Origin of the sequence: Streptomyces nitrosporeus (assembly GCF_008704555.1) — a bacterium.
Classification (GTDB): domain Bacteria; phylum Actinomycetota; class Actinomycetes; order Streptomycetales; family Streptomycetaceae; genus Streptomyces; species Streptomyces nitrosporeus.
The window spans coordinates 5,964,949-5,986,899 of record NZ_CP023702.1 but is presented as its reverse complement, the minus strand read 5'-3'; the positions used below and the strand labels follow the sequence as shown (position 1 = coordinate 5,986,899).

20 protein-coding genes are annotated in these 21,951 nt (G+C 72.4%); 3 read left to right on the top strand and 17 right to left on the bottom strand.

Features of this window, described 5'->3' with window-relative positions:
* Nucleotides 1-34 precede the first annotated feature (34 nt).
* Entirely contained in the window at nucleotides 35-1,096 is a 1,062-nt protein-coding gene (locus CP967_RS26390; protein ID WP_150490368.1) for an esterase/lipase family protein, read from the bottom strand.
* Between the two features lie 360 nt (nucleotides 1,097-1,456).
* On the opposite strand from CP967_RS26390, the gene CP967_RS26385 reads away from it, so the two are divergent.
* Nucleotides 1,457-3,181 carry an alpha/beta fold hydrolase gene (locus tag CP967_RS26385; protein WP_150490367.1) on the top strand — a complete coding sequence of 575 codons (1,725 nt, stop codon included), beginning with the start codon at nucleotides 1,457-1,459 and terminating at the stop codon, nucleotides 3,179-3,181.
* 121 nt (nucleotides 3,182-3,302) lie between these two features.
* On the opposite strand, the gene CP967_RS26380 is transcribed toward CP967_RS26385, so the two are convergent.
* Together CP967_RS26380 and CP967_RS26375 are read right to left on the bottom strand one after the other, a co-directional pair.
* Nucleotides 3,303-4,559 (bottom strand): beta-ketoacyl-[acyl-carrier-protein] synthase family protein, encoded by a 1,257-nt coding sequence (locus tag CP967_RS26380; RefSeq protein WP_268253017.1) that lies wholly within the window; start codon nucleotides 4,557-4,559, stop codon nucleotides 3,303-3,305.
* The gene (locus CP967_RS26375; protein ID WP_150490366.1) at nucleotides 4,540-4,740 is read right to left on the bottom strand and encodes a hypothetical protein; all 201 of its coding nucleotides are present in this window, start codon (nucleotides 4,738-4,740) and stop codon (nucleotides 4,540-4,542) included. The genes CP967_RS26380 and CP967_RS26375 overlap by 20 nt, the downstream gene beginning before the upstream one ends.
* Before the next feature lie 513 nt (nucleotides 4,741-5,253).
* Between CP967_RS26375 and CP967_RS26370 the strand changes: the two genes are divergently transcribed.
* On the top strand, nucleotides 5,254-5,778 hold the full coding sequence (locus tag CP967_RS26370; RefSeq protein WP_150490365.1) for a winged helix-turn-helix domain-containing protein: 525 nt from the start codon (nucleotides 5,254-5,256) through the stop codon (nucleotides 5,776-5,778).
* A 66-nt stretch (nucleotides 5,779-5,844) separates the two neighbouring features.
* Here CP967_RS26370 and CP967_RS26365 read toward each other — a convergent pair whose 3' ends face one another.
* The 6 genes from CP967_RS26365 to CP967_RS26340 all read right to left on the bottom strand — a co-directional run bounded on the left by CP967_RS26365 (nucleotide 5,845) and on the right by CP967_RS26340 (nucleotide 11,783).
* Entirely contained in the window at nucleotides 5,845-6,612 is a 768-nt protein-coding gene (locus CP967_RS26365; RefSeq protein WP_208838878.1) for a LuxR C-terminal-related transcriptional regulator, read from the bottom strand.
* 50 nt (nucleotides 6,613-6,662) lie between these two features.
* A complete protein-coding gene (locus tag CP967_RS26360; RefSeq protein WP_150490364.1) occupies nucleotides 6,663-8,096 on the bottom strand; it encodes an MFS transporter in 1,434 nt (477 codons plus the stop codon).
* Between the two features lie 121 nt (nucleotides 8,097-8,217).
* The gene (locus tag CP967_RS26355) at nucleotides 8,218-9,144 is read right to left on the bottom strand and encodes a HesA/MoeB/ThiF family protein (RefSeq protein WP_150490363.1); all 927 of its coding nucleotides are present in this window, start codon (nucleotides 9,142-9,144) and stop codon (nucleotides 8,218-8,220) included.
* On the bottom strand, nucleotides 9,141-10,142 hold the full coding sequence (locus CP967_RS26350) for a hypothetical protein (protein ID WP_150490362.1): 1,002 nt from the start codon (nucleotides 10,140-10,142) through the stop codon (nucleotides 9,141-9,143). Before CP967_RS26350 ends, CP967_RS26355 begins: the two co-directional genes overlap by 4 nt.
* Nucleotides 10,139-11,365, bottom strand: a complete 1,227-nt coding sequence (locus CP967_RS26345; protein ID WP_150490361.1) for an acyl-CoA dehydrogenase family protein — start codon at nucleotides 11,363-11,365, stop codon at nucleotides 10,139-10,141. Before CP967_RS26345 ends, CP967_RS26350 begins: the two co-directional genes overlap by 4 nt.
* A gap of 49 nt (nucleotides 11,366-11,414) precedes the next feature.
* Nucleotides 11,415-11,783, bottom strand: a complete 369-nt coding sequence (locus tag CP967_RS26340) for a hypothetical protein (RefSeq protein WP_150490360.1) — start codon at nucleotides 11,781-11,783, stop codon at nucleotides 11,415-11,417.
* 689 nt (nucleotides 11,784-12,472) lie between these two features.
* Between CP967_RS26340 and CP967_RS26335 the strand changes: the two genes are divergently transcribed.
* Complete coding sequence (locus tag CP967_RS26335) at nucleotides 12,473-13,651, top strand: SagB/ThcOx family dehydrogenase (RefSeq protein ID WP_150490359.1); 1,179 nt, start codon at nucleotides 12,473-12,475, stop codon at nucleotides 13,649-13,651.
* 16 nt (nucleotides 13,652-13,667) lie between these two features.
* On the opposite strand, the gene CP967_RS26330 is transcribed toward CP967_RS26335, so the two are convergent.
* The 8 genes from CP967_RS26330 to gap all read right to left on the bottom strand — a co-directional run bounded on the left by CP967_RS26330 (nucleotide 13,668) and on the right by gap (nucleotide 21,423).
* Nucleotides 13,668-15,185, bottom strand: a complete 1,518-nt coding sequence (locus CP967_RS26330; RefSeq protein WP_150490358.1) for a PH domain-containing protein — start codon at nucleotides 15,183-15,185, stop codon at nucleotides 13,668-13,670.
* Nucleotides 15,182-15,685: a PH domain-containing protein gene (locus CP967_RS26325; RefSeq protein ID WP_150490357.1), complete on the bottom strand. Its 504-nt coding sequence runs from the start codon at nucleotides 15,683-15,685 to the stop codon at nucleotides 15,182-15,184. Before CP967_RS26325 ends, CP967_RS26330 begins: the two co-directional genes overlap by 4 nt.
* 2 nt (nucleotides 15,686-15,687) lie before the next feature.
* Nucleotides 15,688-17,340 carry a glucose-6-phosphate isomerase gene (gene pgi, locus CP967_RS26320; protein ID WP_150490356.1) on the bottom strand — a complete coding sequence of 551 codons (1,653 nt, stop codon included), beginning with the start codon at nucleotides 17,338-17,340 and terminating at the stop codon, nucleotides 15,688-15,690.
* 156 nt (nucleotides 17,341-17,496) lie between these two features.
* Entirely contained in the window at nucleotides 17,497-17,832 is a 336-nt protein-coding gene (locus CP967_RS26315) for an RNA polymerase-binding protein RbpA (RefSeq protein WP_147962889.1), read from the bottom strand.
* A 111-nt stretch (nucleotides 17,833-17,943) separates the two neighbouring features.
* Nucleotides 17,944-18,177: a preprotein translocase subunit SecG gene (gene secG, locus CP967_RS26310; protein ID WP_028440313.1), complete on the bottom strand. Its 234-nt coding sequence runs from the start codon at nucleotides 18,175-18,177 to the stop codon at nucleotides 17,944-17,946.
* A 121-nt stretch (nucleotides 18,178-18,298) separates the two neighbouring features.
* Nucleotides 18,299-19,087 (bottom strand): triose-phosphate isomerase, encoded by a 789-nt coding sequence (gene tpiA, locus CP967_RS26305; RefSeq protein WP_150490355.1) that lies wholly within the window; start codon nucleotides 19,085-19,087, stop codon nucleotides 18,299-18,301.
* Between the two features lie 6 nt (nucleotides 19,088-19,093).
* The gene (locus CP967_RS26300; RefSeq protein ID WP_150490354.1) at nucleotides 19,094-20,305 is read right to left on the bottom strand and encodes a phosphoglycerate kinase; all 1,212 of its coding nucleotides are present in this window, start codon (nucleotides 20,303-20,305) and stop codon (nucleotides 19,094-19,096) included.
* A gap of 107 nt (nucleotides 20,306-20,412) precedes the next feature.
* Nucleotides 20,413-21,423, bottom strand: coding sequence for a type I glyceraldehyde-3-phosphate dehydrogenase (gene gap / locus CP967_RS26295; protein ID WP_150490353.1), 1,011 nt, complete (start codon nucleotides 21,421-21,423; stop codon nucleotides 20,413-20,415).
* Between the last annotated feature and the right edge of the window lie 528 nt (nucleotides 21,424-21,951).

Here is a 21,951-nt window from a genome sequence, read left to right as displayed (position 1 = left end):
CGGGGCGGGCCGGGCCGTTCGTGTTCCCGGGGGTTCAGTCCGATCCGGTGGTGGGTGCGCACTCCGGCGGGCGGGCGGTCGAGGGGTCGAGGGCGTTGCGTACCAGCCGGACGACGAGCGGGTCGTAGGGGGTGCCCATGTGGCCCGTGCGGTTCTGCGGGCAGATGTCCTGGAGGGTGAGGTTGGTGACCGGGTGGGTGGGTTGCGCGGGGTGGAGGTACTGGCGCTCGTAGGGGGTGACCATCAGGTCCCGGCGGGTGACCACCGTGGTGTAGCGGACGCCGGGCAGGGTGTCGCCGCCCGCGTCGAGCCTCAGGTTCACCGCGGAGCCGATCGTCTGGTCGGCCAGTGACTGCCCGCCGATGGCGGCTGCCGGGGCGAGGACGTGCAGCCGCTGGGCGAGGGTCGCCAGTCCGGAGACGGTGCTGCCGTGGTTGGCCGGGGCGATGCCGATCAGGTGGTGCACCTTGTTGCGGGCGGGGTCCGCGGGGTCGGTGCCGCCGGCGAACTTCAGGTACTGGCGCGGCAGGATCCCGCCGCCCTGGGAGTGGCCGACGAGGTCGATCTGGCGGGCCCCGGTCCGTTCGAGCACCCGGTCGACGAAGCGGGCGAGTTCCCGGGCGGACAGCGGGACGGCGGCCCGGCCCTTGAGGACGTCGCCCGGCGGCGCGCCGACGTTGGCGGCGAAGACGCAGTAGCCGTCGGCTTTCAGCCGGGGTGAGAGATGGCTCCAGTTGCTGGAGGCGTTCTCGTAGGTCCCGTGGAGGAGGACGACGGGCCGGGGGTGCCGGGCGTCGGGGCGGCAGCCGGGGTCGTCCGCTCCGGGCGGCGGGGCGTCGGGGTGGTCGACGGAGGCGAGGAAGGCGCGTTTCCAGTCGGCCCCGTCGCCCCCGTCGGCCTCGCTCGCGGGAGCGGCGGCACGCGGGTGTGCCGGATGGCCGGCCAGGGCGGACGGGGCGGCGCCGGCGGCGGCGGGGAGCAGGGCGCCGAGCACGGCGAGCAGGACCGCCGCCCTGCGCAGCGAGCGGCGCGGAAGGGCGCGGCCGGGGCGGGTGGTGTGGGCGGGGCGGCCGGTGTGGGGGAACGGGAACCGCATGGAGGTGCCTCCCGGACGGTTTCTCGCGGCCGGGTGGCGCGCGAGCCTGAGTGGTGTGTCATCCGTTGGGGTGAAAGACCTTCCGTCTGGCGGGCTCCGGGCGCGCCGGCCGGTTCCCTGGCGTACCCCGCCGCCTTCCCGGCGCCTGCCGTCGGCCGGTCCGGCGGGCGGGCCGGCGGCAGGCGCCGGGGGACGGCGTACGCCACGGCGCGTTCGGGTGGTGCCGCGAACGGTGTCGTTCACAGCGAGTGACGGCCCCTGTACGGTGGCAGGCGTCGTGCCCGGGCGGCCCGTGAGCCCGCTCGGCCCCCCTCCGACACGTGGGACGTCGTCACCCGTGCCCGGCCGCAAGGAGATGGCATGCCCGTGAACTCCGTTGTCTTCGGCGCCGGCGGCTTCATCGGCCGCTCGCTGGTCCTGGAACTCCTCGGCCGCGGCGAGGAGGTCGCCGCGGCCGTGCACGGCGGCGGCGACCGGCTGACCCGGTGGCTCACCGACCGGGGTGCCGCCACCGGCCGGCTCACCGTCCTCACCGCGGACATCACCCGGCCCGGGCTCGGCCTGCCGGAGCAGGGCCTGGACGAGGTCCGCGACGTGTACAACACGGCCGCCCGGTTCGCCTTCGGGATGTCCCCCGATGAGGCCAGGGCGGTCAACGTGACCGGTGCCGTGCGGGTGGCCGAGTGGGCGGCCGCCCGGCCCCGGCTGCGCCGGCTGGTGCACATCAGCGGCTACCGCATGGCCGCGGCCGGTGCGGACCGCCCCGACTACGCGCGCGACGGCGCGTACGAGGCGTCCAAGCGGGAGGGCGACGCGGCGGTCCGCGGGCGCGCCCGCGAACTCGGCGTCCCGCTGACCGTCGTGAACCCGGCCACCGTGGCCGGCCCCGGCCAGTACGTCGGGCTCGCCGATCTCGTCGGCCAGCTCTGGCGGGGCCGGCTCGCCGCCCTGCCGGGGGGCCCCGACGTCTTCCTGCCCGTGGTCGAACTCGGCTATCTCGTACGGTTCCTGGCCTCCCTCCCCGGGCAGCCGGAAAGCGCGGAGGGCACCTACTGGCTGCTCGACGAGGCGACGCCCGCGCTGCCGGGGCTGATCGCCTTCCTGGCGGAGCACATGGGGGTGCCCGCCCCGCGCCGCTCCGTCCCCGTCGAGGTCCTGAAGCGGCTGCCCCGCGCGGTCACCAAGGCCGACCCGGAGACGCTCTCCTTCCTCTCCACCGACCGTTACGACACCTCGTCCGCCCGGAGTCTCGCCGAGTCGGCGGGGCTGGAGATGCCTCCGGTGCACGAGGTCCTGCGCCGGTGGGCCGACGACCTGGTCGCCTCCCGTTTCGGCCTGTCCCCGGCGCCGGCCCCTCCGTACGGGTTCCAGCAGGTCGGGGCGGACCGGACGTGGGTGACGGGCGACCGGGAGGCCCCGGACCACGTGTTCCTGCACGGGCTGCCGGTCGACGCCGATTCCTGGGCGCCGGTGGCCGCCCGGACGGGCGGGCGCACCCTGGCGGCCGATCTGCCGGGGTTCGGCCGGTCCGGGCTGCCCCGCCAGTCGCACGACGCGTGGCTGACGGCGCTCCTCGCCCCGGTGCGGGGCAGGCCGGTCCTGGTCGCTCATTCGTACTCCTGCGGGCCGGCCCTGCGGTACGCGCTGCGGTACCCGGACCGGGTCGGGGCGCTGGTGCTCGTCTCCCCCGCCTTCCTCCAGCCGGCGTCCTCGTGGCCGACGCGCTCCCCGCTCGCCGTGCCGGTCCTGCGCACCATGTCGGCCGAGCGGCTGGCCGACTCGCTCGGCCTGCCGCACGACGGCTCCCTCGACGGGGCGGTGGCGAACCTGCGGCGGGCCGGGGCGGCGCTCCGGGTGGTCGCCGCCCTCCGCTCCGCGTACCGGCAGCGGGGGCCGTTGCGTGAGGCCCTGGGGCAGGTCGCCTGCCCGGTGGAGCTGGTCGTGGGGGCGCTGGACCCGCTTGAGGAGCCGAGCAGTCTGCCGGTCACCGAGATCGCGTCGGCGGGCCACTACCCGCAGCTGACCCACCCGGACGAGGTGGCGGCCCTCCTCGTCGCGGTGCGGGAGCGGACCGCCGCCCGGTAGGCGGGTTCCGCACAGCCAGCGCAGCCTGCACGGGTCCGGGGGCCCGCCGGGTGCGGTGCGTTCCGGCGGGCCGTCCGTGCGGCGGTCCGGCCGAAGACCCGTACGGCGGCTCGTGCGGTGGTCAGACACGGGTGAAGGCCAGCACGACGTTGTGGCCGCCGAAGCCGAAGGACGTCGACAGGGCCGCGGTGGCGCCGGCTGTGCGGGGCAGCCCGGTCACCAGGTCCAGTTCGATGCCGTCCCCCACCTCCTCCAGGTTGCGTACTGCCGGCACGACGGAGTTCTTCAGGGCCAGCACCGTGAGGATCGCCTCCACCGCACCGGACGCGCCCAGCAGGTGGCCGGTGGCGGACTTGGCCGCCGTGACCACCGGGTGCGTTCCCACCGCGGCGCGGACGGCCCGGGACTCGGCGACGTCCCCCTGGGGCGTACCGGTGGCGTGGGCGTTGACGTGGCCGATGTCCCGGCCGGTCAGACCGGCGTCCCGCAGCGCCTCCCCGATGGCGCGCGCCTGGCCCCGGGCGTCGGGCAGCGTGATGTCGTGGGCGTCGGAGGTGACGCCGGCGCCGGCCAGCGCGGCGTGGACGCGGGCGCCCCGCGCCTGTGCGAACTCCGCCCGTTCCAGCACCACCATGCCCGCCCCCTCGGCCATCACGAAGCCGTCCCGCCGCCGGTCGAAGGGCCTGGACGCGCGGTCGGGGGCGTCGTTGCGCAGGGACAGGGCCCGCATCCGGGCGAACGCGCCGAGCGAGAGGGGATGGAGGCAGGCGTCGGTGCCGCCGGCGAGGACCACGTCGGCGCGGCCGGCCCGGATCAGCAGGGCGCCCACCGCGATGGCCTCGGCGCCGGAGGCGCAGGCGCTGGTCGGCGCGTGGGTGCCGGCACGGGCCCCGACGGCCAGACTGACCACCGCCGAGGCGCCGTTGGGCATGAGCCGGGGCACCGTGTACGGGGAGAGGCTGCGCTGTCCGTGCTCCCTGAGCCGGTCGTTCTGGTCCAGTATGGTCAGCGCGCCGCCGATGCCGGTTCCCACCACGACCGCCAAGCGGGCGGGATCGACCTCGGGCGGCCCCGCGTCGGACCACGCCTCCTCGGCGGCGACCAGGGCCGCCGCCTGGCTGCGGTCCAGCCGCCGCTGCCGGATCCGCTCGACCGCGGTGTACGGGTCCTGTTCCATGGGGCCCGCGATACGGACCGGGAGCCCAGCCGCCCACGGGGCGTCGATCCGGGAGATACCGGACCGGCCGGCCAGCAGCCCCTCCCAGGTGGTGGTGGTGTCGGCGCCCAGCGGGGTAGTGGCCCCCATGCCCGTCACCAGCACCTCGCGCTTCTGCCGGGCGGTCGGCCCGGCCGGGGTCTCACCCGGCGTACGCGGCACGGGAGGCTCCCTCGGGCGACGGGGCCGGGCGCCCGGCGCGGCTGCTGAGGCCGGCTGCGGTGAGGGCCATCACGGCCAGCAGCAGATCGCGGGTGGCTGCCACCTGCGCGGGGTCACGGGCGAGGGTGGGGGCCGCTCCGTCCACGTGTCCACCGGAATTGGTTTCCACGGTCGTACTCATACCGCCTCCTGAATTCAATTTACACCCTGCATGGCTTGAAAAAGCCGTTCGATCAGCAGTCCGAAGGAATGCCGGGGACTCGGCACGCTTACCGGTGGCAGGGCGTCCGCACTGCCACCGGAGCCCAACCTATGCGTGCGCCACCGGAGGCCGCTTCAGATATTCAGCTGATTTTCCACTCCTCCTTTCAGGGGAGCCGTCACCCTTGAGGAGGAGAGTGAACTCCCCCTGCCTGTACGGGAGTAGAGGTTCACCGCACCTCCCGGGAGAGAAGTGCGACGCCCTCAGAACCGTGATCGAATACTTTCCGACTTGTCGTACAATTCCTTCGGCTATTGCTGATTGCCATCAGCCTCAGGAATGCTGCATAGTAAAGTAGGACGTTGCGGGAAACAGTTCCCACATTCACCCCTCAACCTCGGCACACGCTAAAACAGAATGAGCGGCCGGTACACCCGAGGGTTATTTACAGAGATTTTTCGTTCTCCCGCAGAATCCAAGAAAGGGAGATTCATGTCGCAGATCACGACGGTCCGGACGGCCTCGGTCGAGGAGAAGGTCCATGTAGTCCGCTGGCCTCTCGAAGCGTCGAGGCTGGAGCATCACCGGCGTACGGGCGCCCTGCGCCTGCTGGTGATCGAGAACGGGGCGACGCCCCCGATGTCCACCGACGCGCGGGAGGACTGGGTCCGCTCACCCATCACCCGCGAGGACTTCGCCGCGCGGGTCTCGGCGCTGCGCGCCAGGGCCGCGTCGCGTGACGTGCCGGCCCTGGACCATGACGGGCTGCTCAGGTACGGCAGCCGGGTCGTGCCCGTGTCCCCGACCGAGATGTACCTGCTACGGCCTCTTGTGGAGCGTTTCGGGAGCCTGGTGTCACGCCATGAACTGCTCGCCCTGCTCAGTACCCGGAACAGCACGGCGAGCAGGAACGCCCTGGACCTGCACGTCATGAGGATCCGCCGCCGGGTCCTGCCCCTGGGGCTGCGTCTGCGCACCGCCAGCCGGCGGGGCTATCTGCTGGAGGGGCCGGCCTGAGCGCGGTGCCCCTGCCGGCGCGGTCCTCGGCAGGGGCACCGCGAGAAGTGCCGGAAGACGGCACGGTCACGGCTCGGCGGGCTGCCGCGGGCCGGGGCAGGCGCACCCGGCGGGCACCAGCCCGGTCCGGTGCGCGTAGATCACCGCGTGCACCCGGTTGCGCAGCCGGAGCTTGTCGAGCAGGTGCTGCACATGTGACTTGACGGTGCTTTCGCCGAGGACGAGTTCGGCGGAGATCTCGGCGTTGCTGAGGCCGCGGGCGAGGAGCCGGAGCACCTCCCGTTCACGCCGGGTCAGCAGTTCCGCGCGTGCGCGTTCCGGACCCGCTCCCGGGCGGCAGCCCGCCGGCGGCCAGGGCCCGTCGCCCCGGTCCGGATGACCGGACGGCCCGGGGCCCGCGTGGACCGCGTAGCCCGCCGCGACCATGTGGACGGCGGCCAGCAGCTGCCGGGGCGTGGCGCGGTTCAGCACCACGCCTTTCGCGCCGGCCCGCAGGGCCTGGTGTGCGGCCTCGTCGGTGTGCTGGGTCATCAGCAGGACGCCCGGCATGCCGGCGCCGAACCGCGTGGCCAGCGCGGTGACCATGCCGATCACGTCGAGTCCGGGTGACTGGGCGTCGGCGAGCAGCACGTCGGGGCCGGCGCCCGCCGTCTCACGCTCGGCTCCGGCGGCGTCGCTGGCCTCCCCCGCCACGGCGATGGTCTCGTCCTGCTCCAGAACGGCCCGGATGCCTGCGCGGGTGATGGAGCGGGCGTCGACGAGCAGGACACGGACGGGTGCGGTGATCGGTCTCTCCGTTCTCTCGGGCGTGGAATCACGCCGTGGCGGCCGCACCGGGGCCGGAGCGGGGCGGGGGCGGGGGCGGTCCACCGGTCGGGGCGGGTTCAGGCCGGGGCGCCTTCGGGTTCCGGTGCGCTCGCCCCGGAGTCCTTGCCGGCGGCCGCCCGCCGGTGCGGGTGCCTCGGGGTCGCGAGGACCGCCAGGGCGCCCACCGCGACGATGCAGGATCCGAGCCACAGCGCGGGGACCATGCCGTCGGTGAACCTGTCCGGGGTGGTGAGGTCGCCGTGGGCGGTGAACACGGAGGCCAGTACGGCGACCCCGAGGACGCCGCCCAGTTCGCGGAGCGCGTTGACCGACCCCGAGGCCATGCCCCGGTCCTCGGCCCGGACCGCGCTCATCACCAGGTTCGCGGTCGGGGAGAAGTAGAAGGTCATGCCGAGTCCGCACAGGACGAGGGCCGGGACCAGCGACGCGTAGCTCACCTCCGGTGAGATGCGGAACGCGATCCAGCCCAGGCCGCACGCCTGGAAGGTCAGTCCGAGGGCCACGATGGGACGGCCGCCGATCCGGTCGGAGAGGAATCCGACCAGCGGCGCGACGAACACGGGCACCATGGTCCAGGGCAGGATGCGCAGTCCGGCCTCCATCGGGGAGTAGCCCCGCGGCCCCTGGAAGAACTGGGTGAGCAGGAAGACCGAGCCGAACATCCCGGCGAACATCAGGAGCCCCGCCGCGTTCATGCCGCTGAAGGTCCGGTGGCGGAAGAGCCGCATCGGGAACATCGGCATCTCGGTCCGCAGCTCCCAGACGACGAAGGCCGCCAGGACCAGGGTGCCGCCCGTCAGCGCGGTCAGGACCCCGGTGCTCGTCCAGCCGTCCGTGGGCCCCTGGATGAGGCCGAAGACGATGCCGAACAGTCCGGTGCCGGCCAGGACCGTCCCGGTGAGGTCCAGCCGGGCGTGGCTGCCGCGGCTCTCGGCCAGTTTCCACCGGCCGAGCGGCAGGAGGAGCAGCCCGATCGGCACGTTGATCCAGAAGATCCACTGCCAGGTCAGGTGTTCCACCATCACCCCGCCCAGGAGCGGGCCCGTCGCGATGGCCAGTCCTTCGACGGCGCTGAGCGCCCCGAGGACGGCGCCGCGGCGGGCCGCCGGGGCCACCGCGGTGAGCAGGGTCAGATTGAGCGGCATCAGTGCCGCGGCTCCGAGGCCCTGGACGGCCCGGGCCGCGATGAGAGCGCCGATGTCGGGGGCGAGCGCCGCGGCCGCGGACGCGGCGGTGAAGACGCCCAGGCCGATGACGAACATCCGCCGCCGGCCGAACCGGTCGCCGAGGGCGGCGCCGGGCAGCATCAGGACGGCGTAGGTGAGGGTGTAGGCGTTGACGGTCCATTCGAGTTGCTGGATGTCGCCGCCGAGGCTCTCGCGGATGGCCGGCAGGGCCGTGATGACGACCAGGTTGTCGAGGGACACCATGGCCACGGCCAGGCCGCAGCACAGGAACGTCCACAGCACGTTCCGGTTCGGGACACGCATGATTGACCTCTTCCGAGTGGTGTGCCGCTTTCCCGGTGGTGGGCGTACGGCCGCACCGACCACCGGCGGCCGGCCCCGTGGGGAGCGGGCCGGCCGCCGGAGCCGCCGGGTGCGGACCGGTTCAGTGCCTGCCGGCGCCGCGTACGAGGCGGAGCATCGGCGGGACGAGGGCCGCGAGTTCGACCGGCCGGCGCAGCCGGTTCAGCCAGCGCGGCCCGAGGGGCCTGGCGAGTTGGTGCACATCGACGCTGATCTCCTGGCGTACCGGGGCCCCGGCGAGGAGCCGTACCGCCATGTAGGAGCTCAGCACCCCGAACGCCGTCGCGGTGTAGGCCACCTGGGGAAAGCTGTAGTCCGCCTTCGTGTGGTTCGCGCGGATCTCCGCGAGCATCTCGGCCGGCACCCGGCGCAGCGGCACGGCACGCCTGAGGAGGTCCCAGGTGTCCATGCGCTCGATGTCGGCCAGGGTGATGTCGCCGTCGAAGGGCTCACGGATCCTGCGGTAGTCGTAGCAGCGCACGTACTGGGTGCCCGCCATGTCCCAGCCGGTGATGAGGGGGACCTTCCGCTGGGCGGCCACCCGGTGCAGCAGGTGCTTGGCCCGCCACCCCTCACCGGTGGTGACGTCCACCCCGTCGATGATCAGCTGGGCGGGCGCGGTGAGCCGCTGCACGGTCTCGGAGGTGACGCCCTCGGTGAAGACGGTCACCCGGGCGTGCGGGTTGATCGCCATGATCCGCTCGCCCGCGCCGGCGGCCTTGTTCTGGCCGATGTCGGCGGCGACCGCGCTCTGCCGGTTGAGGTTGTTCAGTTCGTACGTCCCCGGGTCGGCCACCAGGAAGCGCTGGACGCCGAGCCGGGTCAGCGGCTCCACCGCGGCCCCGCCGATCGACCCGCATCCCGCCACCAGGACGGTCGCCCGGCGCAGGGCGCGCTGTGCGCCGGCCCGGACGACGCCGGTGTTCCGGATGGTCAGTTCCTCGTAGAAGGCGCTGTGCGGCACCGACTCCGCGTCGTCGTCCGTCCGGCCGATGCCGTGCGGTGTCATGCCGTACCTCCGCGCTGTCGGGGGATCAGGGGGCCGTCGGTCCGCTGCCTGCGCGCGGCGAGCCTGGCGACCATCGCGTGGTACGAGGTGAGGTCGCTGGTGCCGTCCAGGTAGGAGCGGACGACGTCGGCGTACCAGGGCAGGTCGTCGGGGACCGGGGCGACGAAGGGCTTGGCGAGGACGTCCTGGCGGTAGATGGGGGCGAGCGGGTCCGACGGGGGCAGGCTCGGATCGGTGCCCTCGACGACCCGGAGGTCGAAGCCGGCCAGCCGCAGATGGCGCAGGGCCACGTGCTCCTTGGCGTCGCCGAGCACGAGGCGGATGGAGTCGCCGAGCTGGACCATCGCTTCGCCCATGCCCAGCATGAGGTGCCACGGCACCCGGTCGTGCTGGATGCCGAGGGGCATCGCCTGGTCCCGCAGGAAGCGCTTGAGCTCGAACGCCTGGTGGGTTCCCAGGCCGGGCCGCGCGTACTGTCCCAGCAGGTCGATGCCGTGGGCGGTCTCGGTCGGGAACAGGGCGCGGCGGGGGGAGTCGAGGGGCAGGCTCACCGCGTCCGTGGAGCAGCTCAGCCCGACGTATCCGCGGATCCTCCCGGTGCGCGAGCAGAGGGTGACGGTGTGGATGCTCTCCAGGCCGCCGGGCCGGGGCAGCGGTTCGTGGTAGGCGGCCGTCCGGTAGACGAGGTCGGCGGAGATCCAGCTCAGCCGGAGGTACTGGGCGAGGCGGAAGCCGAGGATGCCCCTGAGGTAGCGGGTGGGGAACTGACTGTCCCGCGCGGTGAGGGTGACCAGTCCGCTGTGCGGGTCCTGGGCGTGGTAGATCGGGGTGCCGGTGATCTCCGCGGGCAGCTGCCGGTAGCTGAGCCGCTCGTGCAGCTCGATGATGTCGGCGACGTAGCGCAGCGCACGCGAGCCGACGGGGTCGGCGGAGGTGGGGACGGTGGTACGGCCGGCGGGCCCGTCACTCTTCGCGCGGCGGGGCAGGTCGGCGTTCACTCGGCGTCGTCCTCGGTGTAGAGGCTCTCGGTGACGGCGAGCGCGAGCACCTCGGGCGTGCCCTCGTAGACACGTGTGCCGTAGGCGTCCCGCAGCATCTTCTCGACCCCGTAGGAGCGCAGGTAGCCGCGTGCGCCGACCAGGGACATCGCCGCGTCGGCCACCTCGATGGCCGCCCGGTCGGCGAAGAGTTTCGCGACGGCGGGTTCGTAGACGGGGGGCGGGAGCTGGGTGTCGACGGTGTTCGCCGCGTGCAGGTACAGCAGCCGGGCGGCGTCCACCTTGGCGCTCATGTCCGCCAGCTTCGCCGCGGTGAACTGGTGGCGGTGCAGCGGCAGGCCTCCCTGTACCCGTTCGCCCGCCCAGTCGACGGCCTGGCGCAGCGCGCCGCGTGCCACGCCGGTGGAGATGCCGGCGACGGCCGCGCGGGCCATGTTGCTCTGGGCCATGTTGATGGCCATGCCCTCGCCCTCGCCGCCGATCATGTTCTCGGCGGGGACGCGGACCTCGGTGAACTCCAGCTCGCTGCCCAGGCAGGCCCGGTAGCCCATCTTGTCGGCGACCGGTCCCCGGACCACTCCGGGGAGGTCCAGGGGCACGATGAAGGAGGTGAGCCCGCTCGCCCCCGGGCTGCCCTCCATGTTCGCGAACACGGAGGCGAAGGCGGCGAAGCGGGCGTTGGTGATGAACCGCTTCCTGCCGGTGAGCACATAGCTGTCGCCGTCGCGCCGTGCGGTCATGACGTTGCGCGCGTGGACGGCGTTGGCCGGGATGATCAGGTCGCAGCCGGCGTCCTCCTCCGTCACCGCGTTGCAGGCGAGCACCGGCTCGTCACCGGAGAACAGCGGCAGGTAGCGGGCCTGGAGGCGGGGGTCGCCGGAGAGCAGGAGCGGGGCCTGGCCGAGCATGGTGGCGCCGAAGACGAGTGCGGTGCCCGGGCACACGGCGGCCACCTCCTCCAGGGCGACCGCGACCCCGAGCATGCCGACGCCGAGGCCGCCGTGGTCGGAGGGGACCGCGGCCCGGGTCAGGCCGATCTCGTGGCCGCGGCGTACGACGTCCCAGTCGAAGTCCTCGGCCGGTGCCCGGTCCAGTTCCTGGACCCTGGGCGCGACGATGTCCTGTGCGAACTCCCGTGCTTCTTCCTTGAGCCGCTGCACCTCGGGCGGGAGCGTGTCGAAGTTCAGCTCCGGCGAGGGGGCGGCGTGCGCGTCGGCGGTCATGCGGTGGGGCTCCTCGGTGGTGTGGTGGGTGGGGGCGGGGCGGCCCGGGTCAGCCGTCGACACCGAATTCGGCGGCGATGGCCGGGTAGCTGTCGAAGGCCGGCCTGAGCGTCGGGACCAGCTCCAGCACCTTGGCGATACGGCCGCGGATGCGGACCTTGCCGGTGGCGACGGCGGCGGGCACCAGCAGACGTCCCATCCACAGCGCGTGCGCCGTGTCGCAGGACATCCGGAGGGTGATCGCCGGCTTGAAGGGCGTCTCGTCCCCGAGGACCAGGCCTTCGGGGGAGACGAAGATCCGGCAGTCCGGCTTGCTGTGCACCAGCTGGACCGAGAGCGACTCCCTGCGGGCCTTCTCCACGAACTGCTCGTCCGCGAGCAGCACGGTGAAAAGTTTCCCGAAAACGTCGTAGGCCATTTCGCTGGACGGAAATAGGCTCATGCTTCTCCTTCGCGATTCGACGGCTGGCGCGATTCTTCGCCGCCGGACAGGTCCACCTATTCGGCGAGCGTCGACGCCGAGCACGTTAGGACACCGCCCCGGAAGCCCGGCCCGCATCGACAGGTAGCCGAAAAAAGACTGAAAGAAATCGGTAAGCGCAGCCCTCTTCACCGCTCTGAGCTGCTGCAATGCCTGTCATCGCGCACTGCTCCCGGATCCGGCGCACCCCCGGGACCGAGCAGGCGCGGGCAAGGGGGCGACCGTATACGAAAACCCTCACCGCCCGTGATTCCACTGCCCAGGAATGCGACACAGAGAAATAGTCAAGGCCATGAATTCCACCACGATCGGGTGATGGAGCGGGCCGCCTCTTGCGCCGGAGCAATTCTGTGGAGCGTCATGGAGAAGTCACCGGGAGAAACCGCGGTGACACAGGCACACCGCACCCGGAAAGGAGGTGACACATGCGCAGGATCGAGATGAGGGCTCAGGCCGCGGTCCGGGCCGACCGCCCCAGGGCCGGTGAGAGTTCCAGCTGGAACTGGACGTGGGCCTACCGCCAGGCCTGATCCCAGACGTGCGGGGCCGGGGCACCCCTTCCCCCCTCACCGGCCCCGGCCCCGCACCGGTGTCCCGTTTCTCCCCACCCCTGTTCCGGAGTCCTTGTGCGTCTGCGTCGTTCCCGCTGTCTGACCTGCTACTGGCACGACGGCGCCTTCGTCGTCCACCCCCACCCGCACGGCATGCCCACGGCCCTGCACCCGGCCGCCGCGGAGGTCCTGGCGGCGTTCGAGGACTGGACCACGCCCGGTGAGGCCGTGGAGCTGCTCGGCCATCTGGCGCCCGAGACCGCCGAGGAGGCCGTGACGGCCCTGGTCCGCTGCGGGGCGCTGCTGCTCCACGGCAGCGAGGAAGCCCTGGACGACGAGCGGGCCGCCCGCCGGTGGGGTTCCTGGATGCCGGAGGCGTCCTTCTTCCACCACGCCACCCAGGGCGTCTACGACCCCGCGCCCGCCACGCCGGACGCCCCGGGCTCCGCGCCTTCCACGCCGGACGCCCCGGACCCCGCACCCGCCGGGAGCCTCCCGGCCCCCGGACCGCAGGAGGCGCCCGGCCCGCGGCCCCCGCTGTTCACCGGGTTCCCCGACGCTCCCCGCGTCCTGCTGCCCCGGCGGCCGGCCGGGCTGAGGGCCCCCTTCGACGAGGTCCTGTACGACCGCCGTACCCACCGTGATTTCACCGGCGCCCCGGTGTCCCTGGAGACCCTGGCCTCCCTGCTGGCCACCACCTTCGGGCCGGTCGACTTCATCGACTGCGGCCGGGGCGCCCTGTACCGGCGGACCAGCCCGCAGGGCGGCTCCCGGCAGGAGATCGACGCCTATGTGGGTGCCCTCCGGGTCGACGGCCTGGACCCGGGCTGGTACCACTACGACGGCCTGGAGCACGCGCTCGGACTGCTCTCGGAGGGCTGCACCCCCGAGGACGCCGTACACCTCTGCGCCGGCCAGGCGTGGGCCGGGCGCCCCGCCTTCCTCGTCGTCCTCGCCGCACGGCTGGAGCGGATGAGCCTGAAGTACCCGACGCCCCGCGCCTACCGGGTCTGCCTCCTCGACGCCGGGCACCTGGGGCAGACCTTCGCGCTGACCGCGACGGCGCTCGGCCTGGGCCCCGCCCAGACCGGGGCCTTCCGCGACTCCGAGGTCGCCGGGCGCTGCGGCCTGGACGGCACCGGCTCCGTCCCGCTGTACGTCCTGGCCGCCGGCCGCCCCGCTCCGGTGGACGAGGACGCCCCGCCCCCGGCGGGCGTGGCCGCGTTCGGCGCCACCGTCCTCTCGGGCCCCTGAGGCCCCCGGGGCTCCTTCAGGGGCTGCCGCGCTCCAGGAAAGGCTCCAGCAGCCCCGGGACGGCTTCGGCGGCGAAGCCGAGCCCCTCCGCCGTACCGGCGTCCCGCACGGTGTACGCGCCCGCCCCGGCGGCCGTGGTGGCGGTGAGGTCGATCAGCCCGGCCCGGCGCTGGAAGACGGACTGCTTCACGGTCCAGCCGATCACGCCGCTCCGCTGCAGCACCGCCGTGGAGCGGCGGACGCTGCCGGAGCGGGTCACGAGATAGGCACCGCTGAGGGTGTGCCCCAGCGACCGGTAGGCGTCCAGGGCCAGGGCCACCGCGAGCGGCAGGAGCACGGCCGCGCAGCCGAGCGCGGCCCACAGCAGCACCGGGGTCAGCCAGGCGCCCAGCACCGCCAGGAGCAGCACGGGCGCCGACGCCGCGGCGACGGCCCGGCGCAGCCGCCGGCCGCGCGCCGCGGGCGGGTGCGCGGTCAGCGGGGCGGCGGCCGGCGAGAGGGGTTCCCGCAGCACCTTCGCCGCGACCGCGTCGGCCAGGGCCCGGGGAACGGCCGGGAGGAGGGTGCTGTGGTCGAGGTTCTTCGCCTCCTCGTCCTTCACCAGGCCGGTGGCGACGACGTCCACCCGGGCGGCACCGGCCAGCCGGACGCCCAGCGGCTCCACCAGGTCCACCCCGCGCAGCCGCTGTTCCTCGAAGGAGATCGAGCGGGAGGTCAGCAGGCCGCGCCTGACCCTCAGGGTGCCGCCCGGTTCGCGCTCCAGGCGGTAGTTCCACCACATCTCGGCCCAGAGGCCGAGGGCCCCGGCCACCCCGGCGGCCAGCGCCGCCGCCACCAGGGCCGTGACCGTCCAGAGCACCGGTGTGTCCCTGAACCGGTCGCCGACCCAGCCGATCACCTCACCCTGCACCCCGGCCCACTCGCTGACCTGCATCACACCGCCGGCCGCCGCGCCGCCCAGCACCGGGACGGCGAAGGAGACCGGTGCGTAACGGATCCAGCGGAGGTCGAGGACGGCGAGCTCGCCCTCCCGGTGCGCGTCCGGGGAGGGCCCGGCGGCCCGGTCCAGGAGTTCGCGGCGCAGCCGCTCGCCCTCGGCCCGGCTCACCGGGTCGAGTTCCAGGGGGGATTCACCGCCGCTCCGGTCCCCCGTACCGATCCGTACCGTGACCAGTCCCAGGACCCGCAGCAGCGGGTGGGCGGTGAGATCGACGGTACGGATCCGCTCGCGGGCCAGCGAACGCCGCTTGACCAGCAGCAGCCCGGTGTGCAGCTCCACGCGCTCGGTGCCGACGCGGTAGCGGGTGCGCCGCAGGCGGACGTGGTCGCCGGCGGTGGCGCACCCGATGAGGACGGCCGCTCCGGCCAGGGCCCAGCCGATGGCCGCCGGGTATCCCAGCCACCCGGACAGCCCCGCCACGACGGGTACGGCGGCGCCCGCCGCCACCCCCGCCGTGACGAGCGCGGTGACCAGGACCGTACGCGGGTGGAGCCGCCGCCACGGCGGGCCCACGGCGTCCGCGTCGGTGCTCATGTGGCGTCCCCGGGGGTGTCCCGGGTGAGCCGGGTGAGCTGTCCGGCGAGCTCGGCGGCCGTCTCGTGGGCCAGACCCGCGATCCGCACGGCGCCCTTCGCCGAGGCGGTGGTGACGGTGACCGTGGCCAGCCCGAAGAGCTGCTCCAGCGGGCCGCGCACGGTGTCCACGGTCTGGATCCGGGACATCGGCGCGATCCGCCACTTCCGCAGGAACACCCCGGTCCGCACGTAGACGGCGTCCCCGGTGACCTCCCAGCGGTGCGTACGGAACCACCACACGGGGAGGAGGGCGGCGCACAGCAGTCCCACGGCCGCCAGCACCGCGGCGGGCAGCAGCAGCCAGAACCTGGCCGGGGTGATGAGCGCCCCCAGGACGCCCAGCACCGCCACCGGGGCCGCCGTCAGCAGCAGCCACCGGGCCCGCCACCAGCCGGCCGCCTGCCGCGCCGGCGCGTTGCGCGGCGGGCGCAGCCGTACCGCCCCCTCCCCCGTTCCCACGGTCAGCGGCCGCGCAGTGCGCGGTAGGCCGCCACCAGCTGGGCGGTGGAGCTGTCCAGGTCCTCACCGCCGGTGCCCTCGGTCAGGACCGGCTCGATCTTCTTGGCGAGGACCTTGCCGAGCTCGACCCCCCACTGGTCGAAGGAGTCGATGTTCCAGACGGCGCCCTGGACGAAGACCTTGTGCTCGTACAGCGCAATCAGCTGGCCCAGCACCGACGGGGTGAGCCGCTCGGCGAGGATCGTGGTCGTGGGGTGGTTGCCGTGGAAGGTCCTGTGCGGCACCAGCTCCTCGGCCACGCCCTCCGCCCGCACCTCGTCGGGTGTCTTGCCGAAGGCGAGGGCCTGGGTCTGCGCGAAGAAGTTGGCCATCAGCAGGTCGTGCTGGGCGATCAGCCCCGGCAGCAGGTCCTGGACCGGGGACGCGAAGCCGATGAAGTCCGCCGGGATGACCTTGGTGCCCTGGTGGATCAGCTGGTAGTAGGCGTGCTGGCCGTTGGTCCCCGGGGTGCCCCAGACGACCGGGCCGGTCTCCCACTCCACCGGATTCCCGTCGCGGTCCACGGACTTGCCGTTGGACTCCATGTCCAGCTGCTGGAGGTAGGCGGTGAACTTGGACAGGTAGTGGCTGTAGGGCAGGACCGCGTGGGACTGCGCGTCGAAGAACTGCCCGTACCAGATGCCCAGCAGGCCCAGCAGCAGCGGGGCGTTCTCCTCGGCCGGGGCGGTGCGGAAGTGCTCGTCGACGAGGTGGAAGCCGTCGAGCATCTCCCGGAAACGCTCCGGGCCGATGGCGATCATCAGCGAGAGGCCGATGGCCGAGTCGTAGGAGTAGCGGCCGCCGACCCAGTCCCAGAACTCGAACATGTTGGCCGTGTCGATGCCGAAGTCCGCGACCTTGTCCGCGTTGGTCGACAGTGCCACGAAGTGCTTGGCGACGGCCTCCTGACCGGCCCTCAGTCCGGTGAGCAGCCAGTCGCGGGCGGAGGTGGCGTTGGTGATGGTCTCGATGGTGGTGAAGGTCTTGGACGCCACGATGAACAGCGTCTCGGCCGGGTCCAGGTCGCGTACCGCCTCGTGGAGGTCGGCGCCGTCGACGTTGGAGACGAAGCGGACGGTCAGCGAGCGGTCCGTGAAGGAGCGCAGCACCTCGTACGCCATGGCGGGACCGAGGTCGGAGCCGCCGATGCCGATGTTCACGATGTTCTTGACGGGCCTGCCGGTGTGCCCGGTCCACTCGCCCGCCCGGATCCGGTCCGCGAAGGCGGCCATCCGGTCCAGGACCGCGTGGACGGCCGGTACCACGTTCTCGCCGTCGACCTCGATCACGGCGTTCCTGGGGGCGCGGAGCGCGGTGTGCAGGACGGCGCGGTCCTCGGTGGTGTTGATCTTCTCGCCGCGGAACATGGCGTCCCGCAGCCCGGCGACGCCGGTGGCCGCGGCGAGGTCACGCAGCAGCCCCAGGGTCTCGTCGGTGACCAGGTGCTTGGAGTAGTCGATGTGGAGGTCGCCGACCCTGAGGGTGTACGCGCTCCCGCGCTCCGGCTCCTTCGCGAACAGCTGCCGCAGGTGTGTCCGGCCGAACTCCTCGCGGTGCTTGGCGAGGGCCGTCCATTCGGGCAGCTGACTGAGCTTGGTTCGGCTTTGTGCGTTCATCCCGGGAATCGCCCACTTCTTCTTGGTACCTGCAACATCCCCGCTGCCCCTCCAACCTAATTGATCAGGAGGGCCTAGCGGAGCACGTCGGGGCACCGGGCGGCACACCGGCACCGGCCGGGCACCCGTGGGGTGGCCGGCCGGTGGACGGAAGGATCAGATCTCGCCGCGGAGCTTGGCGAGGGCTTCGGCGAGGATCGCCTCGCCGTCCGCGTCACTGCGCCGCTCACGCACGTACGCCAGGTGCGTCTTGTACGGTTCGGTGCGCGGGGGGGCCGGCGGGCTGTCCTGGTCCTGCCCGGCCGGGAAACCGCAGCGCGGGCAGTCCCAGGTCTCCGGTACCTGCGCGTCATGGGCGAAGCTGGGCTGGGTCTCGTGCCCGTTCGAGCACCAGAAGGAGATGCGGAGGCGAGGAGCTGACTCGCCCCGCTCGGCCTCCCCCATCGGCCCCGCTCCGACCCGGCTTCCCCGGATCGCGTTGCCACTTGCCACGGTCGTAACTCCCTGCGTGATGGTGCTCGAGGTTGCCCCAGTCTACGTAAGGCCCAACGCGCGTCCAGTAGAAGGAGTTACACCGTCACAGGGAATTGTCCGAAGGCGCCGTCAGTCCAGCTTGATGAGCAGGCCGAGGACGACGATGCACGCGAACCACAGCAGACCGATCACCACGGTGATGCGGTCGAGGTTGCGCTCGGCGACCGAGGAGCCGCCCACGGAGGACTGCATCCCGCCGCCGAACATGTCGGAGAGGCCGCCGCCCTTGCCCTTGTGCATCAGCACCAGCAGCATCAGCAGCAGGCTGAAGACGATCAGGGCGATCTCGAACGCCAAAATCACGGCTGGCTCCTACTTTCCGGAAATTCTCGGGACTGCGGACTGCGTGTGCGAACAGCGGGGGCCGAGGGGTATCACCCCCCTGGCCCCCGCAAGGGTACGACGGATCGGCGCTAGGGCATACTCACTGGTCGCGGAAGCGGACGATCTTGACGAACTCGTCGGCGTCCAGCGCCGCGCCGCCGACCAGGGCGCCGTCCACGTCGGGCTGCGCCATGATCGCGGCCACGTTGCCGGACTTGACCGAGCCGCCGTACTGGATGCGCACGGCGTCGGCGAGCTCCTGCGAGTACAGCTCGGCGAGCCGGCCGCGGATCGCGCCGCAGACCTCCTGGGCGTCCTCGGGGGTGGCGACCTCGCCGGTCCCGATGGCCCAGACCGGCTCGTACGCGATGACGATCGACTCGGCCTGCTCGGCCGGGACGTCCTTCAGCGCGCCGTCGAGCTGCGCGAGGGTGTGGGAGACCTGGTCGCCGGCCTTGCGGATGTCCAGGCCCTCGCCGACGCAGAGGATCGGGGTGAGGCCGTGGCGGTAGGCGGCCTTGACCTTGGCGTTGCAGATCTCGTCCGTCTCGCCGTGGTACTGGCGGCGCTCGCTGTGGCCGACGGCCACGTAGGAGCACCGCAGCTTGGCGAGCATCGGGCCGGAGATCTCACCGGTGTAGGCGCCGGAGTCGTGCGCCGAGATGTCCTGGGCGCCGTACTTGATCTTCAGCTTGTCGCCGTCGACCAGGGTCTGCACGGAGCGCAGGTCGGTGAAGGGAGCGAGGACGGCGACCTCGACCGCCTCGTAGTCCTTGTCGGCCAGCGCGAAGGCGAGCTTCTGGACGTGGGCGATGGCCTCGAGGTGGTTGAGGTTCATCTTCCAGTTGCCCGCCATCAGCGGGGTACGGCCCTGGGCAGTAGCAGTCATGAAAGGTCAGTCCTCCAGTGCGGCGAGGCCGGGAAGCGTCTTGCCCTCGAGGTATTCGAGGCTGGCGCCGCCACCGGTCGAGATGTGTCCGAATGCGTTTTCGTCGAAGCCCAGGATGCGGACGGCGGCGGCGGAGTCCCCGCCGCCGACGACGCTGAAGCCCTGGGAGTCGACCAGGGCCTGGGCGACCGCCCGGGTGCCCTCGGCGTAGTCCGGGTGCTCGAAGACACCCATCGGGCCGTTCCAGAAGACGGTGGCCGCGTCGGCGAGCTTCGACGCGTACAGCGCGGCGGACTCGGGGCCGATGTCCAGGCCCATCTGTCCGGCCGGCATGGCGTCGGCGGCGACCGCGGTGGGGTTCGCCGGAGCCTTGGTCTTCAGGTCGGGGAACTTGTCCGCGACCAGGACGTCGACGGGGAGGACGAACTCCACGCCGAGCTCCTCGGCCCGCTTGAGGTAGCCCTGGACGGCCGGGATCTGGTCCTCCTGGAGCAGCGAGCCGCCCACCTCGTGGCCCTGGGCCTTGAGGAAGGTGAACATCATGCCGCCGCCGATGAGGATGCGGTCGGCCTTGTCCAGCAGGTGGTCGATGACGCCCAGCTTGTCGGAGACCTTGGCACCGCCGAGGACGACGGCGTACGGGCGCTCGACGTCCTCGGTGAGCTTCTTCAGCACGCCGACCTCGGTGGCGATCAGGGCGCCGGCCGCGTGCGGCAGCCGGGCCGGGAGGTCGTACACGGAGGCGTGCTTGCGGTGGACGGCGCCGAAGCCGTCACCGACGTAGATGTCGGCGAGTTCGGCGAGCCGGTCCGCGAAGGCGCCGCGCTCGGCGTCGTCCTTGGAGGTCTCACCGGCGTTGAAGCGCAGGTTCTCCAGGACGGCCACCTGGCCGTCGGTGAGGGCGGCGACGGTGGCGCGGGCGGAGTCACCGACGGTGTCGGACGCGAACGCCACGTCGGCGCCGAGCAGTTCACCGAGCCGGGTGGCGGCCGGGGCCAGCGAGAAGGCGGGGTCCGGGGCCCCCTTGGGGCGGCCCAGGTGCGAGGCGACGACGACCCGCGCACCGGCCTCGGCGAGCCGGGCGATCGTCGGCGCGACGGCGCGGATACGGCCGTCGTCGGTGATCGTGGTGCCGTCCAGCGGCACGTTGAGGTCGGCGCGGACGAATACCCGCCTGCCCGCGACCCCTTCGGCGAGAAGTTCGTCGATCGTCTTCATCTGTAGCGGTACTCCTTGGAGGTCGGAAGCATGCAAGGGGCCCGGCAGGCGCGTCGTCACGCCGGCCGAGCCCGTTGCTCACATCAGAGTGTCTACCGATCCTAGGATCAGAGCTGGCCGCCGACGAAGACGGTCAGGTCGACGAGCCGGTTGGAGTAACCCCACTCGTTGTCGTACCAGCCGAGGATCTTCACCGTCTTGCCCTCCTGGACCATGGTCATGGAGGAGTCGAAGGTGCAGGAGGCCGGGTCGCTGACGATGTCCGAGGACACGATCGGGTCCTCGGTGTACGCCAGGTAGCCCTTCAGGGCGCCGTCGTCGGAGGCCTTCTTGAACGCGGCGTTGACCTCGTCCACGGTGGCCTCGCGCTGCAGCTCGACCACGAGGTCGGTGGCGGAGCCGGTCGGGACCGGGACGCGCATCGCGATGCCGTCCAGCTTGCCCTTGAGCTGGGGCAGGACCAGGGCGGTCGCCTTGGCGGCGCCGGTCGTGGTCGGGATGATGTTCTCGGCGGCGGCGCGGGCGCGGCGCAGGTCCTTGTGCGGGAAGTCAAGGATCCGCTGGTCGTTGGTGTACGCGTGGACCGTCGTCATCAGACCCTTGACGATGCCGAAGTTCTCGTCGAGGACCTTGGCCATCGGCGCCACGCAGTTGGTGGTGCAGGAGGCGTTGGAGATGACGTGGTGGTTGGCCGCGTCGTACTTCTCGTGGTTGACGCCCATCACGATGGTGATGTCCTCGTCCTTGGCCGGAGCCGAGATGAGGACCTTCTTGGCGCCACCGGTGATGTGCTTCTCGGCGTCGGCCTTCTTGGTGAAGATGCCGGTCGACTCGATGACGATGTCGACGCCCAGCTCACCCCAGGGGATGTCGGCCGGGTTGCGCTCGGAGAGCACCTTGATGGTGTGGCCGTCGACGGTGATGGTGTCGGCGGTGTGGCTGACCTCTGCCTTGAGACGACCCAGGATGGTGTCGTACTTCAGCAGGTGGGCCGTGGTCGCGGTGTCACCCAGGTCGTTGACAGCCACGATCTCGATGTCCGCACCCTGCTCGAGCAGCGCGCGGAAGTAGTTACGACCGATGCGGCCAAAGCCGTTGATGCCTACGCGGATCGTCACGAACCGATCTCCTCGTTAGGTACGCCGGTTTTCGTTTCCGGCGAGTTTTATAGGGATGTCCCCGACCGCCTACGACCCTACCTCTCCGCGGGCTCCGGAGTGACATCGAGAGGGGCGCTATCAAGAGGGATATCCGTACTCCCGGGTAGGGGCACGCCCCTTTGACCGGGACACCGGGCGAATACCGCGCCGCGCGCCCGGACGGCCACCGGCCGCCAACCCCGGTCCCGAACAGGCCCCTTGCGGCCGCAACCCGGGGCCACGACCGCCGGGACCCGGCCCGCGGGCCGGACTGACGGGCCATCAGCACGGCGGCCCCACCGGCTGGTTCACGACCGGAAATCACCGTCCCGGTGTGCGCGCGGACCGCGGCGGCGGCGCTCCGGGGGGCGCCCCCGCGCTCAATCGGGCACCCTCGCCCTCACCCGGCGAATATGCCGGACGGCCCACTTCCGGAGAGTACCGGCACGGTCACCCAGAACTTCCGCTCAATTGTGCGGAAGGCTTCTCAACCGATAAAATTGCCGG

Excerpts from the sequence above, each read along its gene's own strand:
- CP967_RS26330 (WP_150490358.1), bottom strand. The coding sequence starts at position 15,185 with ATGAGCACCGACGCGGACGCCGTGGGCCCGCCGTGGCGGCGGCTCCAC.
- CP967_RS26345 (WP_150490361.1), bottom strand. The coding sequence starts at position 11,365 with ATGACCGCCGACGCGCACGCCGCCCCCTCGCCGGAGCTGAACTTCGAC.
- pgi (WP_150490356.1), bottom strand. The coding sequence starts at position 17,340 with ATGAACGCACAAAGCCGAACCAAGCTCAGTCAGCTGCCCGAATGGACG.
- CP967_RS26385 (WP_150490367.1), top strand. The coding sequence starts at position 1,457 with ATGCCCGTGAACTCCGTTGTCTTCGGCGCCGGCGGCTTCATCGGCCGC.
- CP967_RS26340 (WP_150490360.1), bottom strand. The coding sequence starts at position 11,783 with ATGGCCTACGACGTTTTCGGGAAACTTTTCACCGTGCTGCTCGCGGAC.
- CP967_RS26355 (WP_150490363.1), bottom strand. The coding sequence starts at position 9,144 with ATGACACCGCACGGCATCGGCCGGACGGACGACGACGCGGAGTCGGTG.
- CP967_RS26375 (WP_150490366.1), bottom strand. The coding sequence starts at position 4,740 with ATGAGTACGACCGTGGAAACCAATTCCGGTGGACACGTGGACGGAGCG.
- CP967_RS26300 (WP_150490354.1), bottom strand. The coding sequence starts at position 20,305 with ATGAAGACGATCGACGAACTTCTCGCCGAAGGGGTCGCGGGCAGGCGG.
- CP967_RS26390 (WP_150490368.1), bottom strand. The coding sequence starts at position 1,096 with ATGCGGTTCCCGTTCCCCCACACCGGCCGCCCCGCCCACACCACCCGC.
- CP967_RS26370 (WP_150490365.1), top strand. The coding sequence starts at position 5,254 with ATGTCGCAGATCACGACGGTCCGGACGGCCTCGGTCGAGGAGAAGGTC.
- CP967_RS26360 (WP_150490364.1), bottom strand. The coding sequence starts at position 8,096 with ATGCGTGTCCCGAACCGGAACGTGCTGTGGACGTTCCTGTGCTGCGGC.
- tpiA (WP_150490355.1), bottom strand. The coding sequence starts at position 19,087 with ATGACTGCTACTGCCCAGGGCCGTACCCCGCTGATGGCGGGCAACTGG.